Source organism: Streptomyces sp. NPDC046881 (genome assembly GCF_040645015.1).
Taxonomy (GTDB): Bacteria; Actinomycetota; Actinomycetes; order Streptomycetales; family Streptomycetaceae; genus Streptomyces.
The window spans coordinates 1-16,706 of the sequence record NZ_JBEYXJ010000148.1 but is presented as its reverse complement, the minus strand read 5'-3'; the positions used below and the strand labels follow the sequence as shown (position 1 = coordinate 16,706).

Annotated in this window: 14 protein-coding genes; 8 read left to right on the top strand and 6 right to left on the bottom strand. The window is 73.2% G+C overall.

The features are described from left to right. Positions 1-218: 218 nt before the first annotated feature. Positions 219-1,799 (top strand): glutamine-hydrolyzing GMP synthase, encoded by a 1,581-nt coding sequence (guaA, locus tag ABZ923_RS37880; RefSeq protein WP_361481778.1) that lies wholly within the window; start codon positions 219-221, stop codon positions 1,797-1,799. A gap of 3 nt (positions 1,800-1,802) precedes the next feature. Here guaA and ABZ923_RS37875 read toward each other — a convergent pair whose 3' ends face one another. After that, positions 1,803-2,270 carry a pyridoxamine 5'-phosphate oxidase family protein gene (locus ABZ923_RS37875; protein WP_361481775.1) on the bottom strand — a complete coding sequence of 156 codons (468 nt, stop codon included), beginning with the start codon at positions 2,268-2,270 and terminating at the stop codon, positions 1,803-1,805. 140 nt (positions 2,271-2,410) lie between these two features. Here ABZ923_RS37875 and ABZ923_RS37870 point away from each other — a divergent pair, with 140 nt between their 5' ends. Continuing rightward, positions 2,411-3,205: a class II aldolase/adducin family protein gene (locus ABZ923_RS37870; protein ID WP_361481772.1), complete on the top strand. Its 795-nt coding sequence runs from the start codon at positions 2,411-2,413 to the stop codon at positions 3,203-3,205. Here the strand turns inward: ABZ923_RS37870 and ABZ923_RS37865 are convergent. Further along, positions 3,198-4,100, bottom strand: coding sequence for a DUF4429 domain-containing protein (locus tag ABZ923_RS37865; RefSeq protein ID WP_361481769.1), 903 nt, complete (start codon positions 4,098-4,100; stop codon positions 3,198-3,200). The two genes, ABZ923_RS37870 and ABZ923_RS37865, sit on opposite strands and share 8 nt — an antisense overlap. Before the next feature lie 188 nt (positions 4,101-4,288). On the opposite strand from ABZ923_RS37865, the gene ABZ923_RS37860 reads away from it, so the two are divergent. Beyond that, on the top strand, positions 4,289-5,569 hold the full coding sequence (locus ABZ923_RS37860; protein ID WP_361481766.1) for a hypothetical protein: 1,281 nt from the start codon (positions 4,289-4,291) through the stop codon (positions 5,567-5,569). A 127-nt stretch (positions 5,570-5,696) separates the two neighbouring features. Beyond that, positions 5,697-6,224: a DoxX family protein gene (locus ABZ923_RS37855; RefSeq protein WP_361481763.1), complete on the top strand. Its 528-nt coding sequence runs from the start codon at positions 5,697-5,699 to the stop codon at positions 6,222-6,224. Here ABZ923_RS37855 and ABZ923_RS37850 read toward each other — a convergent pair. Then, a complete protein-coding gene (locus ABZ923_RS37850; protein WP_361481760.1) occupies positions 6,215-6,442 on the bottom strand; it encodes a hypothetical protein in 228 nt (75 codons plus the stop codon). The two genes, ABZ923_RS37855 and ABZ923_RS37850, sit on opposite strands and share 10 nt — an antisense overlap. After that, positions 6,429-7,871 (bottom strand): PspC domain-containing protein, encoded by a 1,443-nt coding sequence (locus ABZ923_RS37845; RefSeq protein ID WP_361481757.1) that lies wholly within the window; start codon positions 7,869-7,871, stop codon positions 6,429-6,431. Before ABZ923_RS37845 ends, ABZ923_RS37850 begins: the two co-directional genes overlap by 14 nt. A 212-nt stretch (positions 7,872-8,083) precedes the next feature. Here ABZ923_RS37845 and ABZ923_RS37840 point away from each other — a divergent pair, with 212 nt between their 5' ends. Next, positions 8,084-9,373: a PspC domain-containing protein gene (locus ABZ923_RS37840; RefSeq protein WP_361481754.1), complete on the top strand. Its 1,290-nt coding sequence runs from the start codon at positions 8,084-8,086 to the stop codon at positions 9,371-9,373. Next, positions 9,370-10,110, top strand: coding sequence for a response regulator transcription factor (locus ABZ923_RS37835; protein WP_361481751.1), 741 nt, complete (start codon positions 9,370-9,372; stop codon positions 10,108-10,110). Before ABZ923_RS37840 ends, ABZ923_RS37835 begins: the two co-directional genes overlap by 4 nt. A 43-nt stretch (positions 10,111-10,153) precedes the next feature. Here the strand turns inward: ABZ923_RS37835 and ABZ923_RS37830 are convergent, their stop codons facing one another. Then, the gene (locus ABZ923_RS37830; RefSeq protein WP_361481781.1) at positions 10,154-11,221 is read right to left on the bottom strand and encodes an NlpC/P60 family protein; all 1,068 of its coding nucleotides are present in this window, start codon (positions 11,219-11,221) and stop codon (positions 10,154-10,156) included. 429 nt (positions 11,222-11,650) lie between these two features. Here ABZ923_RS37830 and ABZ923_RS37825 point away from each other — a divergent pair, with 429 nt between their 5' ends. Further along, entirely contained in the window at positions 11,651-12,004 is a 354-nt protein-coding gene (locus ABZ923_RS37825) for a hypothetical protein (RefSeq protein WP_189978551.1), read from the top strand. Positions 12,005-12,023: 19 nt separating this feature from the next. Here ABZ923_RS37825 and ABZ923_RS37820 read toward each other — a convergent pair whose 3' ends face one another. Further along, positions 12,024-13,658, bottom strand: coding sequence for an NlpC/P60 family protein (locus ABZ923_RS37820; RefSeq protein ID WP_361481747.1), 1,635 nt, complete (start codon positions 13,656-13,658; stop codon positions 12,024-12,026). Between the two features lie 470 nt (positions 13,659-14,128). Between ABZ923_RS37820 and pcrA the strand changes: the two genes are divergently transcribed. After that, positions 14,129-16,618 carry a DNA helicase PcrA gene (pcrA, locus tag ABZ923_RS37815; RefSeq protein WP_361481744.1) on the top strand — a complete coding sequence of 830 codons (2,490 nt, stop codon included), beginning with the start codon at positions 14,129-14,131 and terminating at the stop codon, positions 16,616-16,618. Positions 16,619-16,706 lie beyond the last annotated feature (88 nt).

Genomic DNA, 16,706 nt, shown 5'->3' with positions numbered 1-16,706 from the left:
CCGGGCCTTGTCGGCCCGGGGCGCCTGGGAAGTCGCTTGGCGGTTCGCTCAAGCAGCACGACCATGGCAGCCGGCGGGCCGGATGCCATAGGTAAAGACGAAGGTCGAGTGCTTGCGCATGCGGGCCAGTATGCCATGGCGGCTCCTCGCGGAGGTCCCGCGGCCACCCCGTTAGAATCGGGAGTACAGACCCCCGCCCGACCACCAGAAGGCACCCCGTGTCATCAGCGACCCAGTCTGCCGCCACCCCCGACACCGTCCTGGTCGTCGACTTCGGCGCGCAGTACGCCCAGCTCATCGCCCGTCGCGTCCGCGAGGCGCGGGTCTACAGCGAGATCGTGCCCAGCACCATGCCGGTCGCCGAGATGCTCGCCAAGAACCCCGCGGCGATCATCCTCTCCGGCGGCCCCTCGTCCGTGTACGAGGAGGGCGCCCCCACCCTCGACCGCGAGCTCTTCGAGGCCGGCGTCCCCGTCTTCGGCATGTGCTACGGCTTCCAGCTCATGGCCCAGACCCTCGGCGGCACCGTCGACAACACCGGCGCCCGCGAGTACGGCCGTACCGACCTGCACGTCTCCAAGAACTCCTCCACCCTCTTCGAGGGCACCCCGGACGAGCAGCACGTGTGGATGTCGCACGGCGACGCCTGCTCCGCCGCCCCCGAGGGCTTCGCGGTCACCGCGTCCACGGACGTCGTCCCGGTCGCCGCCTTCGAGAACGACGAAAAGAAGCTCTACGGCGTCCAGTACCACCCCGAGGTCATGCACTCCACGCACGGCCAGCAGGTGCTGGAGCACTTCCTGTACCGCGGAGCCGGTCTGAAGCCGGACTGGACCACCGGCAACGTGATCGAGGAGCAGGTCGCGGCCATCCGCGAGCTGGTCGGCGACAAGCGCGCGATCTGCGGCCTGTCCGGCGGCGTCGACTCCGCCGTGGCCGCCGCCCTGGTCCAGAAGGCCATCGGCTCCCAGCTGACCTGCGTCTACGTCGACCACGGCCTGATGCGCAAGGGCGAGACCGAGCAGGTCGAGAAGGACTTCGTCGCGGCCACCGGCGTCCAGCTGAAGGTCGTCGACGCCGAGGAGCGCTTCCTCAAGGCACTCGCCGGGGTCTCCGACCCCGAGGAGAAGCGGAAGATCATCGGCCGGGAGTTCATCCGCGTCTTCGAGCAGGCGCAGGCCGAGATCATCGCCGACGAGGGCCCGGCCGTGGAGTTCCTGGTCCAGGGCACCCTGTACCCGGACGTGGTCGAGTCCGGCGGCGGCACCGGCACCGCCAACATCAAGTCGCACCACAACGTCGGCGGCCTGCCCGAGGACCTCGAGTTCAAGCTGATCGAGCCGCTGCGCAAGCTGTTCAAGGACGAGGTCCGCATGGTCGGCCAGGAGCTGGGCCTGCCGGAGGAGATCGTCCAGCGCCAGCCCTTCCCCGGCCCCGGCCTGGGCATCCGGATCGTCGGCGAGGTGACGAAGGAGCGCCTGGACCTGCTCCGCGAGGCCGACGCCATCGCCCGCGAGGAGCTGACGGCGGCCGGCCTGGACCGCGACATCTGGCAGTGCCCGGTGGTCCTGCTCGCCGACGTCCGCAGCGTGGGCGTCCAGGGCGACGGCCGCACCTACGGCCACCCGATCGTCCTGCGCCCGGTGTCCTCCGAGGACGCCATGACCGCCGACTGGTCCCGGCTGCCGTACGACGTCCTCGGCCGCATCTCGACCCGCATCACCAACGAGGTCCGGGACGTCAACCGGGTCGTCCTGGACATCACCTCCAAGCCGCCGGGGACGATCGAGTGGGAGTAGGCCCTAGGCACGCTTGAGCGTGCGCAGGGGCTCACCGGGCTTCCAGACCTGGGTGACCAGATACGTGTCGTCCTCGACGTAGGTCCGTACGACCTCCGTCAGCTCGGTGCGGAAGAGGTGGAACGGCTGCGGCGGTTCCACCTCTTTCACGTACGCGGCCCTCGCCCCGCCGTCCTCGACCTCGTACGCCCGTCCGCCGATCCGGACGTCGCCGCCGCCCATGCCCGTCCCCTCGCCGGGGTTGGCCTGGAGGGTGAAACGCGGGTCGCGGCGCAGATCGAGGGCCTTGAGGGAACCCGGCATCATGCCGAGCCACAGCTCCCCGCCCAGGAAACGGACTTCGATCCCGCAGGTGCGGGGCGAGCCGTCCTTGCGGAGGGTCGCCAGGACGTGGTGCCGGTACGCGCCGAAGCGCTCCTCGGCGGTCTGCGCCAGAGCGGGTACGGCGGTGCGGAAGTCTGCCCAGTTCATACGGGGCAGCCTCTCCCGGAAACCCGACATCCTCTGTCGGGTATGCGTGACGCACGGCATCTTTACGGAACAGCTCTGCCCTTTTGCGCCGGCCGAGGGTACCTTCCGGCCCGTACCGCAATTCCCGTACGGGAGGATCTATGCACGGGCCGACCCCGCCCCTGCCGCTGCCCACCGACCGGCTGCAGTTCGCCATGCCGCCGATGCACGAGTCCGTCGAGGACGAACGCCGGCACCGCAAGGAGCGGCTCGCGGGCGCCTTGCGGATCTTCGGCCGGGCCGGGTTCGAGGACGGGGTGTCCGGACACATCACCGCCCGGGACCCGGAGTTCACCGACTGCTTCTGGGTCAACCCGTTCGGCATGCCGTTCAAGCACGTCACCGTCGGCGATCTCGTCCTCGCCAACCAGGACGGCCAGGTCGTCGAGGGCCGCTACCACGTCAACCAGGCCGCGTTCACCGTGCACGCCCAGGTGCACGCCGCCCGGCCCGACGTCGTCGCCGTCGCCCACTGCCACTCCGTGCACGGCCGCGCCCTCGCTGCGCTCGGCGACCTCATCGACCCCATCACCCAGGAGAGCTGCGCCTTCTACGAGGACCTCGCCCTCTACGACGCCTACACCGGCGTCACCGTCGACGCCGAGGAGGGCCGCCGGATCGCCGCCGCGCTGGGCTCCCGCAAGGCGCTCGTGCTGCGCAACCACGGCCTGCTCACCGTCGGCGACTCGGTGGACGCGGCGGCCTGGTGGTTCCTGTCCCTGGAGCGGTCCTGCCAGGTGCAGCTGCTGGCGAAGGCGGCCGGCCGGCCGGTGCTCATCGACCACAAGCTCGCCGTCGCCACCCGCGAGCAGCTCGGCGGCGACCTGGTGGCCTGGATCAACTACCAGCCGCTGTGGCAGGACATCAGCCGCGGCGAACCCGACCTGCTCAGCTGAGGCCGCCGCACCCGAAGTCCCCGAGGATGACGGCCTTGGTCCGCGCGAACTCCTCGTCCGTGAGCACCCCCTCCCGGTGCAGCTCGCCCAGCTCCCGCAGCCGGCGCAGCAGCACGTCGTGACGGCCGTCCCGGGCCGGCACACCGTCCGGTGACCGGGGCGGGCCCCCGGGCGGACCGCCGGCGCGGGTGGAGGGGTGCGGCAGCCGGGCGGTGACGGCCGTCGCGACCAGCGCCGTCAGCAGATCCCGGCGGACACTGCCCCACAGCTCCAGGGCGTACGGGTCCCGCTCGGGCGGCAGCTTGGAGAACACCGTCTCCCGGGTCACGAACCGCAGGAAGCCGTCCCCGGACCCGGAGTTGGGCAGCCACTCCACCTGCACCAGGTCCCCGAGCGCGATGATCCGCGGGCCGGTCGCGCGCTTGACCCGGTCGGAGGTGTCGGCCCAGTCGATGCGCACCCGGCCGCCGTCGAAGGACACCGTGCCGTCGGAGGACCGCACCGAGACCGGCACCGGCGGCCCCGGCAGCAGATAGCCGTCCGTCGGCCCGGCGGGGACCTGCTCCAGGAGCAGCGCGTGCCGGATCTCCTCGGCGAGGTACTGCGCGACCCCCGAACGGTCCGCGTCCACCGTCAGCCGGTACGGGTCGGCCGCGTCCGGCAGTCGGCCACCGGTGGCTTGCAGCAGGGGATCGGCGCCCTCCCGCAGCCGCATCCGCAGCCGGCCGCGCCTGCGCTCCGGCTCGTAGACCACCCCCGAGACCGCCTCCAGCGGTACGGCGACCTCCCCGTAGGTCTGCCGGAACAGCGGCACCGAGCGGTGCGGCCCGGGGGTGATCCGGATCGTGCTGCCGTCGAAGGCCCAGGTCCCGTCCCGCTGGATGATCTCGGCCATACGGCGATTCTCGCAGCCGGGTCAACACGGCAGTCCCGGCTTCACCCGCGGTGAACCCGCCAGGCCGCCCCGAAGGCCCCGGCGTAGGGCACAATTCGCTCTCGTCACCGGGGAGTTGCCCGGCCGTCGTGCGCCCAGCCGGGGCGGGCGGCCGGATCGGCAGGTCGTGGGGAAGGCGGGCGTCGGGCGTGGCGGTGCAGGAGGCGAGAGGGGACTCGGATGCCGAGGGCGTCCACGAGGGCGGCTGCACCTGCGGGGACTGCCCGCACGGCGCCCGGGAGGGACACCGGCGGGCCGTCGCCGCGTTCCTGCGCCGGCGCGACGAGTTCGCCGCCGGCCGGGGACTGCCGGCGGCCGTGGCGCACTCCGCCTCGGCGTCCCGCCAATGGGTCTCCGAGGAACTGACCCAGCGGGCCGAGGCCGTCGCCGAACAGGGCCGGGCCGAGGGCGCGGCCTGGCTCGCCCGGCTGTGGCTGCGCACGGTCTGCGCCGTGTGGGGCGCGGTCGTCGCGCTGCTGCTCGCCGAGGCGCTCACCGCGATCGGCGCGGGCTGGACCGGCGCCCGCACCGCGACCCTGCTCGCCGCACTGGCCGTCGCCGGCGCGCTGACCGCCGCCTGCCTCCTGCACCGGGCGCGCGGCGGAGCGCTCGCCCCGGTGATCGGCGAGGACAACCGCATCTCCACCTCCCGTACCGTCGCCGCCTGCTGGGTGCTGTTCGTCGGTTACGCCGTCCTGCTGCTGGCCGCCCGCCTGGCCGCCGCCTCCGACCACGCCGAACGCGACGCGCTGATCTCCGGTCTCGATCTGGCGCACGGCGCGGGCGTGGTGACCGTCCTCGCCGTGGTGTGCGGCATCGCCGTCCTGGTCCGCCGGGTGGTGGGCCTGCGCGTGCTCGCCCAGCGGCTGCAGAAGGTGCCGGCCCACCGCCCGCGCGCCGCCGACCTGCTCACCGACGACTCCGGCAAGGGCGCCTTCGCCGACATCCAGTACGTCGCCATCAGCGCCGTCGCCCTGCTGTTCGCCGCCGTACGGCTGGCCCGCCGCCCCGACCGACTGCCCGACCTGCCCTGGGGTCTGGCCGTGGTCGTGCTGATCTCGGCCGCGACCTACCTGGCCGGCAAGTACGCCGAGGGCGGCCGGCCGGTGATCCTCTCGGTGGTCCGCGCCCGCGAACCCGGCGACCTGGACGGCCCGATCCGCACCGGCGACGACATCGAGATCCGCGGCAGCGGCTTCGTCCCGCCCGGTGCCCAGACCGCCGACCGGCTCTCCCACATGGTCGTCCGCATCGGCGCGGTCGACGTCCACGTCCCCCTGGTCCCCGTCGCCGGCGGCTTCCGCAACCCCACGGACCACGCCCTGACCGTGCCCGTGCCCGCCGACGTGGAGCCCGGCGCCGTGGACGTCCAGGTGGTGACCGCGGCCGGTGTGGCGACCAACCGGTACCCGCTCCAGGTCACCGAGTGAGCACCGGGCAGACCCGCGCGAGCACCCGAAATCCGGAAAATCATCCGCGAGAGGATTGAACCGACTCCCTTCGTCATACGTATGGTCAATGCAGGGGTGGCACGGCGGGCGAGAGGCGGCTGGGGCGATGACTCACGGCATGCGGACCGAGACACACACCACCGGGCTGCACGGACCCCGCACCTGGCGGGACACCGCCGCCCAGTACGCCCTGCTGCCCCTGCGCATCTTCCTGGGCGTCACCTTCATCTACGCCGGCCTGGACAAGCTCACCGACAGCGCCTTCATGCAGTCCGCCGGCACCGGCTCGATCGGCGAGACCATGCGCGCGGCCCGCGACTCCTCCGCCATCCCGGCCATGGTCGACCTCGCTCTGAAGAGCCCGGTCGGCTTCGGCTACGCCGTCGCCCTCGGCGAACTGGCCGTCGGCATCGGCACCCTCCTCGGACTGTTCGGCCGGCTGGCCGCACTCGGCGGCGCGCTGATCTCGCTCAGCCTCTGGCTGACGGTGAGCTGGGCCAGCACCCCCTACTACTACGGCAACGACCTCGCCTACCTGATGGCCTGGCTCCCCCTCGTCCTCGCCGGCGCCCCCTATCTCTCGGTGGACGCGGCCTGGCGGGCACGGCGCCGACGGGCCCACGGCTACCTCTGACCGCCCTCCGCGCCGCCCTCCGCCCCGCCCCGTCTGCGTATCCCCCGAGTCAGCGCGGCCGTCGCCCCGGCCAGACACAGCCCGCCCACGACCAGCGGCACGACCGCGAACCACGGGGCCTCCCACAGCCCGCCCGCGTCCCCCGCGTACACCGCAGCGGTGGCGGTGAGGAAGAGCCCGGCGACCAGCTTCCCGGGCTGGAACTCATGACGCAGCACGGCTGACCTCCACCTGTCCCACTCCGACGCCGAGCGTCAGTTCCAGCGTGCCGGCCTTCCCGGCACCTTCGGCCGGAGCCAGCGTCACCTCCTTGTGCCTGCCCGGCCGCACGTCCACGTCCCTCGCGCTGTCCCCGGGCAACCGGATGTCGCCCACCCCCACGTCGATGCTCATCCGCACGGTCGCGTCCGCCGGCACGACCACCTTCAGCTCTCCCGCCCCCACCCGGGCGTCCGTCGAGACCGTCTGCCCCCTGCCCGGGTGCACCCGGGTCAGGTCCAGGGTGCCCCGCCCGGTGCCGAGGTCGTACTCCGACCGCACCTGGGCCGCCGCGGCCGGCTTCCAGGACGTCTTGCGCCAGTCGGTGGTGATGTCCCGGGGCAGGGCCGCCGCCCCGGCGAGCAGCGCCGCCGTGACCAGCGCCAGGAACACCGTCCCGGCCCCCGTCCGGCCCAGGACCGCGCTGACCGCGATGCCCAGTCCGAACACCGCCAGCGCGCCCGCCAGACCGGCCTGCAGGCTGGTGCCCAGCGGATGCGTGTGCCAGCCGAGCCCGGTGACCGCACCGCCCGTCAGCAGGGCCAGCAGAAACACCCAGCCGCCGATCCAGCGTGGTCCGCGTGGTCTCGGAGGCGCGGGGTGCGGCGGCCGTATCGCCCCGGGGTGCGTCCAGGGGGCGGCCATGCCGACGTCCACGACCGAGAGGGGGTCCCGCTCCCCGGCGTCGCCCGGTCCCCACAGATACCCGGTCCCGCCGACATGAGAGCCGTCCTTGACGATCGGGTCCCGCCACCACGACGGGTAGGTGGCGACGACCGGCGGCGCCTGGGCCTCCGGCGGGGCGTCGGCGGCGGCCTGCGCGGCCAGCGGGTCGGGACCCGGGGCCCCACGGCGCGGCGACCAGTACCCCGCGCCGGCCAGCAGCAGCGAGAGCACCGTGGCGAACGCCAGCACCCCGCCGTTCTTCAGCAGGGTCAGCAGGATCCCGCAGCCGACCAGCGTGAACAGCACGGCGGCCAGCGCCTGGCCGTCGACCCGGGCCGTGAAGAGCTTGCGCAGCTCGTTCTCCTCCTCGTCCTCGTACGGCACCAGGAGCCAGACGAAGCCGTAGAAGATGAGGCCCAGGCCGCCGGTCGCCGACAGCACGGCCAGCGTGATCCGGAAGATCACCGGGTCCATGTCGGTCTGCCGGCCCAGTCCCGCACACACGCCCGCGATCATCTTGTGCCGGCGGTCGCGCCGGAGCCGGTCGGGGGCGCCGGCACCCTCCTGCTGCGCGGGCCCGTCCGTGGGGGAATGGGTGCCGGCGCCGGCCGCTCCCGTCTCGTCCGTCGCGGCGGGCGCGGCATCCGTCGGCCCGGTGCCCGGGGCCGGGCGCGGGCCGGGGCCGGGTCCCGGACCCGTCGCGGCGTGCTCGTGATCCGTCATGCGTTCCATGGTGACGGCCCGGCCGCCGCGGCGGCAGTCGGGACGACCCTGGGCGAACCCTGAAATCGGCCCTGAGACGAGACGGGGAAGCGTTCGACCGGCCCCCGCCGCCCGCCTGTCCGCCCACCCGGACCGGCCCCGACGGAAGATCAGGGGTGTCTCGGGGGCCGACCCTGATGCCCCGTCCGCCCGGCCGTGTGACCATCGTTGGCATGCCGGAAGCCGCAAGCCTGCCACTCGACGACCCGCGGCCGCCGCGCAAGCTCTACCGCAGCAGCGACGGACGCTGGCTCGGCGGAGTGGCGCGGGGCCTCGCCGGGCATCTCGGGCTGCCCGTCGTGTGGGTGCGGCTCGTCTTCGTCGGCCTGTTCATGGCCGACGGCCTCGGAGCGCTGCTGTACGCCGCGTTCTGGTTCTTCGTCCCGCTCGGCGTCGGCGGCGTCGGCGACCAGAAGCCGTCGCCGGTGGGCACGGAGGGCGGGCCCGACGGCCGCCGCAGACGCGTCGCCCGCAAACCGGACCGGGGCCAGATCGTCGCGCTGCTCCTCATGGTCATCGTGTCCATGGTCTTCGTGAGCAGCGTCGACCTGGACAGCGCGGCCAAGGCGTACCTGGTCCCCGCCGTCCTCGTCGCGGCCGGTGTCGCCCTCGTCTGGCGCCAGGCGGACAACGCCCGCCGGGCCCGCTGGGTCGAGGCCGGCCGCCGGCGCCGCACCCTCACCCTGCTGCGCACCGCCGGCGGCGTCCTGCTCGTCACGGCCGGTGTCACCGTCGTCTTCGTGCTGCAGGGCTCCGCCGCCCACCTGGGCGCGGTCCTGCAGGCCGCGCTCGCCGTCCTCGTCGGCATCACCCTGCTCGCCGGCCCCTACCTGGTCCGCATGACCCAGGACCTGTCCGAGGAGCGGTTGATGCGCATCCGCGCCCAGGAGCGCGCAGAGGTCGCCGCCCACGTCCACGACTCCGTGCTGCACACCCTCACCCTGATCCAGCGCAACGCCGACCAGGCGAGCGAGGTGCGCCGCCTCGCCCGCGCCCAGGAGCGCGAACTGCGCGCCTGGCTGTACAAACCGGAGGGCACCGGCAAGGACGAGGCCGACGAGCCGGACACGGTCGCCGAGGCGGTGCGTCGCAACGCCGCCGAGGTGGAGGACAAGCACGGCGTCCCCATCGAGGTCGTGATCGTCGGCGACTGCCCGCTGGACGAGAGGACCGGTGCGCAGATGCAGGCCGCGCGCGAGGCGATGGTGAACGCCGCCAAGTACGGTGGCGAGGGCGGTGCCGTACAGGTCTACGCCGAAGTCGAGGGGAAGACGGTCTTCGTGTCCGTACGGGACCGCGGCCCCGGCTTCGACCTCGACGCGATACCCACCGACCGCATGGGTGTCAGAGAATCGATCATCGGCCGTATGGAACGCAACGGCGGCACGGCCCGGTTGCGGGCGGTGCCCGGCGGCGGCACCGAGGTCGAGCTGGAGATGGAGAGGGCGGAGAAGACGTCATGAGCGACTCGACCGAGGCGAACGGCACGGCGGGGGCAGCGGAGCCGGCCGAGTCCGAAGGGCCCGGCGGTGCGGGCGGGCGGCACGTCCGGGTGGTCCTCGTGGACGACCACCGGATGTTCCGCGCCGGCGTCCAGGCCGAGATCGGCCGGACGGCAGAGACCGGTGTCGAGGTGGTCGGCGAGGCCGCCGACGTCGACCAGGCGGTCACGGTCATCACCGCCACCCGGCCCGAGGTCGTCCTCCTCGACGTCCACCTGCCGGGCGGCGGCGGGGTCGAAGTGCTGCGTCGGTGCGCGGCGTTGACGGCGGACGCCGAACAGCCCGTCCGGTTCCTCGCGCTGTCCGTGTCGGACGCGGCGGAGGACGTGATCGGGGTGATCCGCGGCGGCGCCCGGGGCTATGTCACCAAGACCATCACCGGCGCCGACCTCGTCGACTCCATCTTCCGCGTCCAGGAGGGCGACGCCGTCTTCTCCCCGCGGCTCGCCGGGTTCGTGCTGGACGCCTTCGCCTCCACCGACGCCCCGCCGGTGGACGAGGACCTGGACCGCCTCACCCAGCGGGAACGCGAGGTGCTGCGCCTGATCGCCCGTGGCTACGCGTACAAGGAGATCGCCAAGCAGCTGTTCATCTCGGTGAAGACGGTCGAGTCCCATGTCTCGGCGGTCCTGCGCAAGCTCCAGCTGTCCAACCGGCACGAGCTGACCCGCTGGGCGACCGCACGCCGGCTGGTCTGACCCCCTACGGGCTCGCCCGCGCCCCCCGCACCGGCCCGCCCCCTCAGGCCACCCTGGTCGCCCCCGCGAAGGGCATCTCGTCGATCGGGGCCAGGCGGACCGGGGCCGACGGGTTCGGGGCGTGGATCATCCGGCCGTTGCCCACGTAGATGCCGACGTGACTGATCCCGGAGTAGAAGAACACCAGGTCCCCCGGCTGGAGTTCGGAGCGGGAGACCCTGTGGCCGGCGTCGATCTGGGCGTAGGTGGTGCGCGGCAGGGAGATGCCGGCGGAGCGGTAGGCGGCCTGGACCAGGCCCGAGCAGTCGAAGGCGTTGGGGCCGGTCGCCCCCCACACATAGGGGCTGCCGAGCTTGCCGTAGGCGTAGGCGACGGCCGCCGCAGCGCGGGTGGTGGGGGCCGGGGCGGACCCGGCCCGCTCCAGCGGCTCCCGCGGGCCGGCGGCCGACCGGGAGACGCGCGGCCCGCCCGTACCGCCGGCACCGGTGACCCCGGTGCGCTGCCGAGGAGTCAGCCGCGCCAGCAGCCGCCGGGCCTCGGTCAGCTTGCCGGTGACGGTCCTCTTCTGCCGGTTCAGCTCGGTCTGCCGGGACCGCAGCGAGGTCAGTTCGATGCGCGCGGCACCGCGCAGCCGCTCGATCTCTCGCAGCTGCCCGCGCACCCGTGAGACCGCGGCGGCCTGCCGGTCACCGGCCCGTTCGGCGAGCGCGGCGCCGTCCAGGTACCGGTCGGGGTCGCTGGAGAGGGCCAGTTGCCAGGCCGGGGCGATGCCGCCGTGCCGGTACTGCGCCGCCGCGATCGAACCCAGCGTCTCCCGGGCCGAGTTCAGCTTCGTCTGCTTGCGGGCGGCCTCCTCCTGGATCGAGGTCAGCCGCCGCTGGGACGCGTCCGCCTTCTCCTTCGCCCCGTTGTACTTCTCGGTGGCGGTCTCGGCCTCCCGGTACAGGGTGTCCACCTTGGCCTTCACCTGTTCCGGCGTCAGCTGCGGCTCGGCGTGTCCCGTCCCGTCGAAGCCCGTCGCGGTGGCCGCGCCCGCCAGGGCGAGCGTCACGGCCGTCCGGGCCGTTTGGCCGCTGAACGGGCGTTGCGAGGGCTTGCGGTGCGCTGCCACCTGGACCGTCACGTCCTTCCGTACGACTCGCACGACCGAGCGGTCAGTACGCCCCGCGGCGGCCCGACGAGGGGAACGGGCCGCCGCCGGGCCTTTCTCGGCGGTGGTGGCCGACTGCCGCCCCTGGCCCGGGCGGCGGTGGGGAGCCGGTCACCTGGGGGAGGACGCTAGGCCGGACGGTGACGAGAAGGTAACGCGCTGTACGGAACTGGTTCGGACGGACCAGGTTGTGACCGTATGTGACCGCAAGAGGGTACTGGAGTCGTCGCCTTCACTGAGCGTGGTGACCGAAGCGCGGAAAGGGGGACTGGCGGGGGCCGTGGGGTGCTATGGCTCGCATATATGCAGATCTTCAGCGGCCCGGAAGGGGGGCCCTTCGGCGGGCCCGGTGGCGGGACGGCCGGAGGCCCCTGGCTAGGCTCCGGCTCCATGGACGTACTCATCCATCTCTTCGTCGGCCTGCACATCGTCGGAATCGCCGCGCTGCTCGGCGGTTTCCTCACCCAGATGAAGGCGATGGGCCAGGGCACGGCCCGGTTCGTGCCCGGGATGCTGCACGGCGCCCTGACCATGCTGGTCACCGGCGTGGCCCTGGTCGGCCTCAACCAGGCCGACGACCACCACGTCAACACCGTCAAGATCGGCGTAAAGCTGGCCCTGCTGATCGTGATCCTCGGCCTGGTCTACGTGAAGCGCGACGAGGAACGGATCGACAAGGGCCTCTTCGGTCTGGTCGGCCTGCTCACCACGGCCAACATCTTCATCGCCGTCCTCTGGACCTGATCCCCGACGCGCCCCGGGGTCAGCCCGGCCGCACCACGCTGTGGACGGCCGACTCGCCGATGCCGGAGACCGGCTCCTCACGGACGTACGCGCCCGGCCTGGGGGCGTGGATCATCATGCCGTCGCCCGTGCAGAGCCCGACGTGACTGACGTCGTCGTGGAAGAAGACGAGGTCACCGGGGCGGGCGTCGGCCGGCGGCACCGGGGTGCCCGCTTCGGCCTGCTCCCGCGCGGTGCGCGGGAGGGTCACGCCGGCGGACTTCCAGGCGGCCTGGGTGAGGCCCGAGCAGTCGTAGGAGCCCGGACCCGCGGCGCCCCACACGCACGGCTTGCCGACCTGCGCGCGGGCGAACGCGATGGCCTTCCTGGCCTTGGTCGCGTACGTGCCGGACGGTGCGGTGGCGGCCTGCACAGCGTGCTGCACCAGCAGCACGCGCGCGTGGGCGAGCTTCTTCTGCACGGCGGCCTTGGCGGCCTGGGGACCGCTCGCCACGGCGTCCGGACGGCCGGTGACGGGAGCGGCGGCGGAAGCCGCCGCTGTGGGCGCGGTGGCCGGCGTGGCAGCGGTGAGCGCGGTGGCCGCTGATTCGCGGGCAGCCGCGCCGGCGCCGCTGTCCTGGACGGCAGCGGCACCGACGGCCGTGTCCCGCGCGGGAGGCGCGACTGCGGTGTCCCGGACGCTCGTGTCCTGGAGAGGGGACGCCAATCCGGTGTCCCGCGCGGCCGCGATCGCCGTATCCCTGGCAGGCGGCGTGATGCCCGTCTCCCGAACAGGGGACGCGATGCCGGTGTCCTGCACGGGCAAGCCGACTCCCGTGTCCCCGGCGAGCTGCGCGATTCCCGCTTCCCGAACGGGCGGAGCGACTCGCGTGCCACGAGCGTGCCGCGCGGTCCCCGTGTCCGGAGAGGCCCCGGTGACGGCCGTCTCTCCGGCGGACGGTGCGATGCCCGAGCCCCCGACGGAGGGGGAGAAACCCGTGGCCCCCGGGGCCGGGGCAGCGGCCGTACCCCCGGCCGCGGAGGGGGAGAAACCCGTGCTCCCCATGGTCGGGGCGACGCCCGTACCCCCGGCTACGGACGGGGAGAAACCCGTGCTCCCCATGGCCGGAGCGGCGGCCGGAGCGACGCCCGTGCCCCCGGCGCGACCGGCGTCGCGCTGGATCTGCCCGCCACGCTGTACCTGCCCGCCGCGCTGGGCCGGGATCATGCCGCGCAGGTTCGGCAGGGCGCGGTGCTGGGCGCGGCGGGCGACCTCGTTCCGCAGTCGCTGGAGGCTGTCCGCGCGGCGTCCCGGGGCCTCGGCCCCCTCGGCCCGCTCGCCCCGGCCCTCAGCCCGCCCGGACCCCTGCTCCGGTCCTCCGGCCCGGCGCTCGGCCCCCCGCTCGCCCCGTCCGTTCCCCCGGTCGGTGCGTCCGCCCCGCTCCTTGCCCGCGGCGGCTGCCTCGGCGGCCGATTCCGCGCGGCGGTACAGGTCGTCGATCTTCCGCTCGACCTCTTCCGGGCTCGGCGCGGCGTGGCCGACGGCGGGCAGGGGCGCGGCCTCGGCGGTCTGGGAAAGCACGGCCACGGAGGTGAGGGCGGCGGTGGCGAGGGCGGGGGTGCCGATGCCCGCTCCCGGGGTGCCGCCGGGGCGCGGCTTGCGGTGCGACGCCAAGGGAGGCGACTCCTTCCGTACTGCCGCCTACCGGGTGAGCGGTGGGGGTCCCAGGCCTCGAGGGCTCTGGGGGAGGGTTCGGGCGGATGCTCGGAAGGGTCGCCCTACGGCGTCGTCCCGGGCGGGAGTCGGCCGATTCACCCCAGGATCGGTGGGTCCCCGGCTCCGGGCACCGTGCGGGGCGCGCCGGACTCGGCGGAGGCCGTGCGGCCCGGCGACGTTCGCCGGAGGGGGGTCGTACGGCCTGACGGCAACCTAGCCAACTCGTGTGTCTTCTGTGAAGGTTGGTGTGCGGTATGTCCGATACATTTCCGTGACCTAAGGGCACTTTCACATCCCCGTGACCGGGCGCTTCCGGTGTGTGAGCGGCGGAAACGCACTTCGGGTACGAAGATCAACCCGCCGTCGGCGCCGCCATGTTCCGGGGACCGTGACCGGTTGTCGGTGGGGCGCCCTAGACTCGGAGAGCGATGAGCAGCCTCTTTGACGACAGCTTCCTGGCGGACCTCCAGCCCCCTCGCGGGCACCAGGAGGAGCCCCCGCCGCCGCCCGAGGACGATCACGCTCCGGAGCCGCTTCCGGACGATCTGTTCGGCGGGAAGTTCGACGTGCCGCCGGACCGCGACGCCTACTACCGCGACGGCGCCCCGCGCCCCGCGCTCGACTCGGCGGCACTCCTGGAGGGGCTGAACGAGAACCAGCGCGCCGCGGTCGTGCACGCCGGCTCCCCGCTGCTCATCGTCGCCGGCGCCGGCTCCGGCAAGACCCGCGTGCTGACCCACCGCATCGCGCACCTGCTGGGCGAGCGGGGCGTCCACCCGGGCCAGATCCTCGCGATCACCTTCACCAACAAGGCCGCGGGCGAGATGAAGGAGCGCGTCGAGCAGCTCGTCGGCCCGCGCGCGAACGCGATGTGGGTGATGACCTTCCACAGCGCGTGCGTGCGCATCCTGCGCCGCGAGAGCAAGAAGCTCGGCTTCACCTCGTCCTTCTCGATCTACGACGCCGCCGACAGCAAGCGCCTGATGGCCCTGGTCTGCCGTGACCTGGACCTCGACCCCAAGCGCTTCCCGCCGAAGTCCTTCAGCGCCAAGATCAGCAACCTGAAGAACGAGCTGATCGACGAGGAGGACTTCGCCGCCCAGGCCGCCGACGGCTTCGAGAAGACCCTCGCCCAGGCCTACGCGCTCTACCAGTCGCGGCTGCGCGAGGCGAACGCGCTGGACTTCGACGACCTGATCATGACGACGGTCAACCTGCTGCGCGCCTTCCCGGACGTCGCCGAGCACTACCGCCGCCGCTTCCGGCACGTCCTGGTGGACGAGTACCAGGACACCAACCACGCGCAGTACGCGCTCGTGCGGGAACTCGTCGGCACGGGCGAGCGCACCGCGCAGGACGCCGACACCCCGCCCGGCGAGTACGACATCCCGCCCGCCGAACTCTGCGTCGTGGGTGACGCGGACCAGTCGATCTACGCCTTCCGGGGCGCGACGATCCGTAACATCCTCCAGTTCGAGGAGGACTACCCGGACGCGACGACGATCCTGCTGGAGCAGAACTACCGCTCCACGCAGACCATCCTGAGCGCGGCCAACGCGGTCATCGAGCGCAACGAGTCCCGCCGCCCGAAGAACCTGTGGACCAACGCCGGCCAGGGCGCCCGGATCACCGGGTACGTCGCCGACACCGAGCACGACGAGGCCCAGTTCGTCGCCGACGAGATAGACCGCCTGGTCGACGCGGGCGACGCCAAGGCCGGCGACGTCGCCGTGTTCTACCGCACCAACGCCCAGTCCCGTGTCTTCGAAGAGGTCTTCATCCGCGTCGGCCTGCCCTACAAGGTCGTCGGCGGGGTCCGCTTCTACGAGCGCAAGGAGGTCCGGGACGTCCTGGCCTACCTGCGCGTCCTCGCCAACCCCGAGGACTCGGTGCCGCTGCGCCGCATCCTCAACGTGCCCAAGCGGGGCATCGGCGAGCGCGCGGAGGCGATGATCGACGCCCTCTCCCAGCGGGAGAAGATCAGCTTCCCGCAGGCCCTGAAGCGGGTGGACGAGGCGTACGGCATGGCCGCGCGCTCCACCAACGCGGTCAAGCGGTTCAACACGCTGATGGAGGACCTGCGCACCATCGTGGAGTCCGGCGCCGGCCCGGCCACCGTCCTGGAGGCGGTCCTCGAACGCACCGGGTACCTCGCCGAGTTGCAGGCCTCCACCGACCCCCAGGACGAGACCCGGATCGAGAACCTCCAGGAACTCGCGGCCGTCGCCCTGGAGTTCGAGCAGGAGCGCGGCGAGGACGAGCAGAGCACGCTCGCCGACTTCCTGGAGCAGGTCGCCCTGGTCGCCGACTCCGACCAGATCCCCGACGAGGAGGACGGCGACGGCGTCATCACGCTGATGACCCTGCACACCGCCAAGGGCCTGGAGTTCCCGGTCGTGTTCCTGACCGGCATGGAGGACGGCGTCTTCCCGCACATGCGCGCCCTCGGCCAGACCAAGGAGCTGGAGGAGGAGCGGCGCCTGGCGTACGTCGGCATCACGCGCGCGCGGGAGCGGCTGTACCTCACGCGGTCGGCGATGCGCAGCGCCTGGGGCCAGCCGTCGTACAACCCGCCCTCCCGCTTCCTGGAGGAGATCCCGGCCACCCACGTGGAGTGGAAGCGGACGGGGGCGGCGGCGCCGGTGTCCTCCGGGCCGGCGTCCGGGATCGCGGCCTCGCTGTCCTCCAGCCGTTCGCGCTCCTCGGCGTCGGGCGCGTCCGGGTTCGCCACGCGCCGCACGGCGGAGAAGCCGGTGGTCGCCCTGGCCGTCGGGGACCGGGTCACGCACGACCAGTTCGGGCTCGGCACGGTCGTCGCGGTGAAGGGCACGGGCGCGAACGCGGAGGCGACGATCGACTTCGGCGACACCAAGCCGAAGCGGCTGCTGCTGCGGTACGCGCCGGTGGAGAAGCTGTAGACCGAAGGGGCCCCTCGCCGGACGGCGGGGGGCCCCGTCGGGAAGCCGAGGTCGGGTCCAGCCCGTGGCTGGGCAGCCACGGCAGCGG

What these genes read in the sequence shown, in the direction of transcription:
- ABZ923_RS37875 (WP_361481775.1), bottom strand. Translation starts at nt 2,270, where the DNA reads ATGAACTGGGCAGACTTCCGCACCGCCGTACCCGCTCTGGCGCAGACC.
- ABZ923_RS37835 (WP_361481751.1), top strand. Translation starts at nt 9,370, where the DNA reads ATGAGCGACTCGACCGAGGCGAACGGCACGGCGGGGGCAGCGGAGCCG.
- pcrA (WP_361481744.1), top strand. Translation starts at nt 14,129, where the DNA reads ATGAGCAGCCTCTTTGACGACAGCTTCCTGGCGGACCTCCAGCCCCCT.
- ABZ923_RS37845 (WP_361481757.1), bottom strand. Translation starts at nt 7,871, where the DNA reads ATGACGGATCACGAGCACGCCGCGACGGGTCCGGGACCCGGCCCCGGC.
- ABZ923_RS37855 (WP_361481763.1), top strand. Translation starts at nt 5,697, where the DNA reads ATGACTCACGGCATGCGGACCGAGACACACACCACCGGGCTGCACGGA.
- ABZ923_RS37870 (WP_361481772.1), top strand. Translation starts at nt 2,411, where the DNA reads ATGCACGGGCCGACCCCGCCCCTGCCGCTGCCCACCGACCGGCTGCAG.
- ABZ923_RS37840 (WP_361481754.1), top strand. Translation starts at nt 8,084, where the DNA reads ATGCCGGAAGCCGCAAGCCTGCCACTCGACGACCCGCGGCCGCCGCGC.
- ABZ923_RS37865 (WP_361481769.1), bottom strand. Translation starts at nt 4,100, where the DNA reads ATGGCCGAGATCATCCAGCGGGACGGGACCTGGGCCTTCGACGGCAGC.
- ABZ923_RS37825 (WP_189978551.1), top strand. Translation starts at nt 11,651, where the DNA reads ATGGACGTACTCATCCATCTCTTCGTCGGCCTGCACATCGTCGGAATC.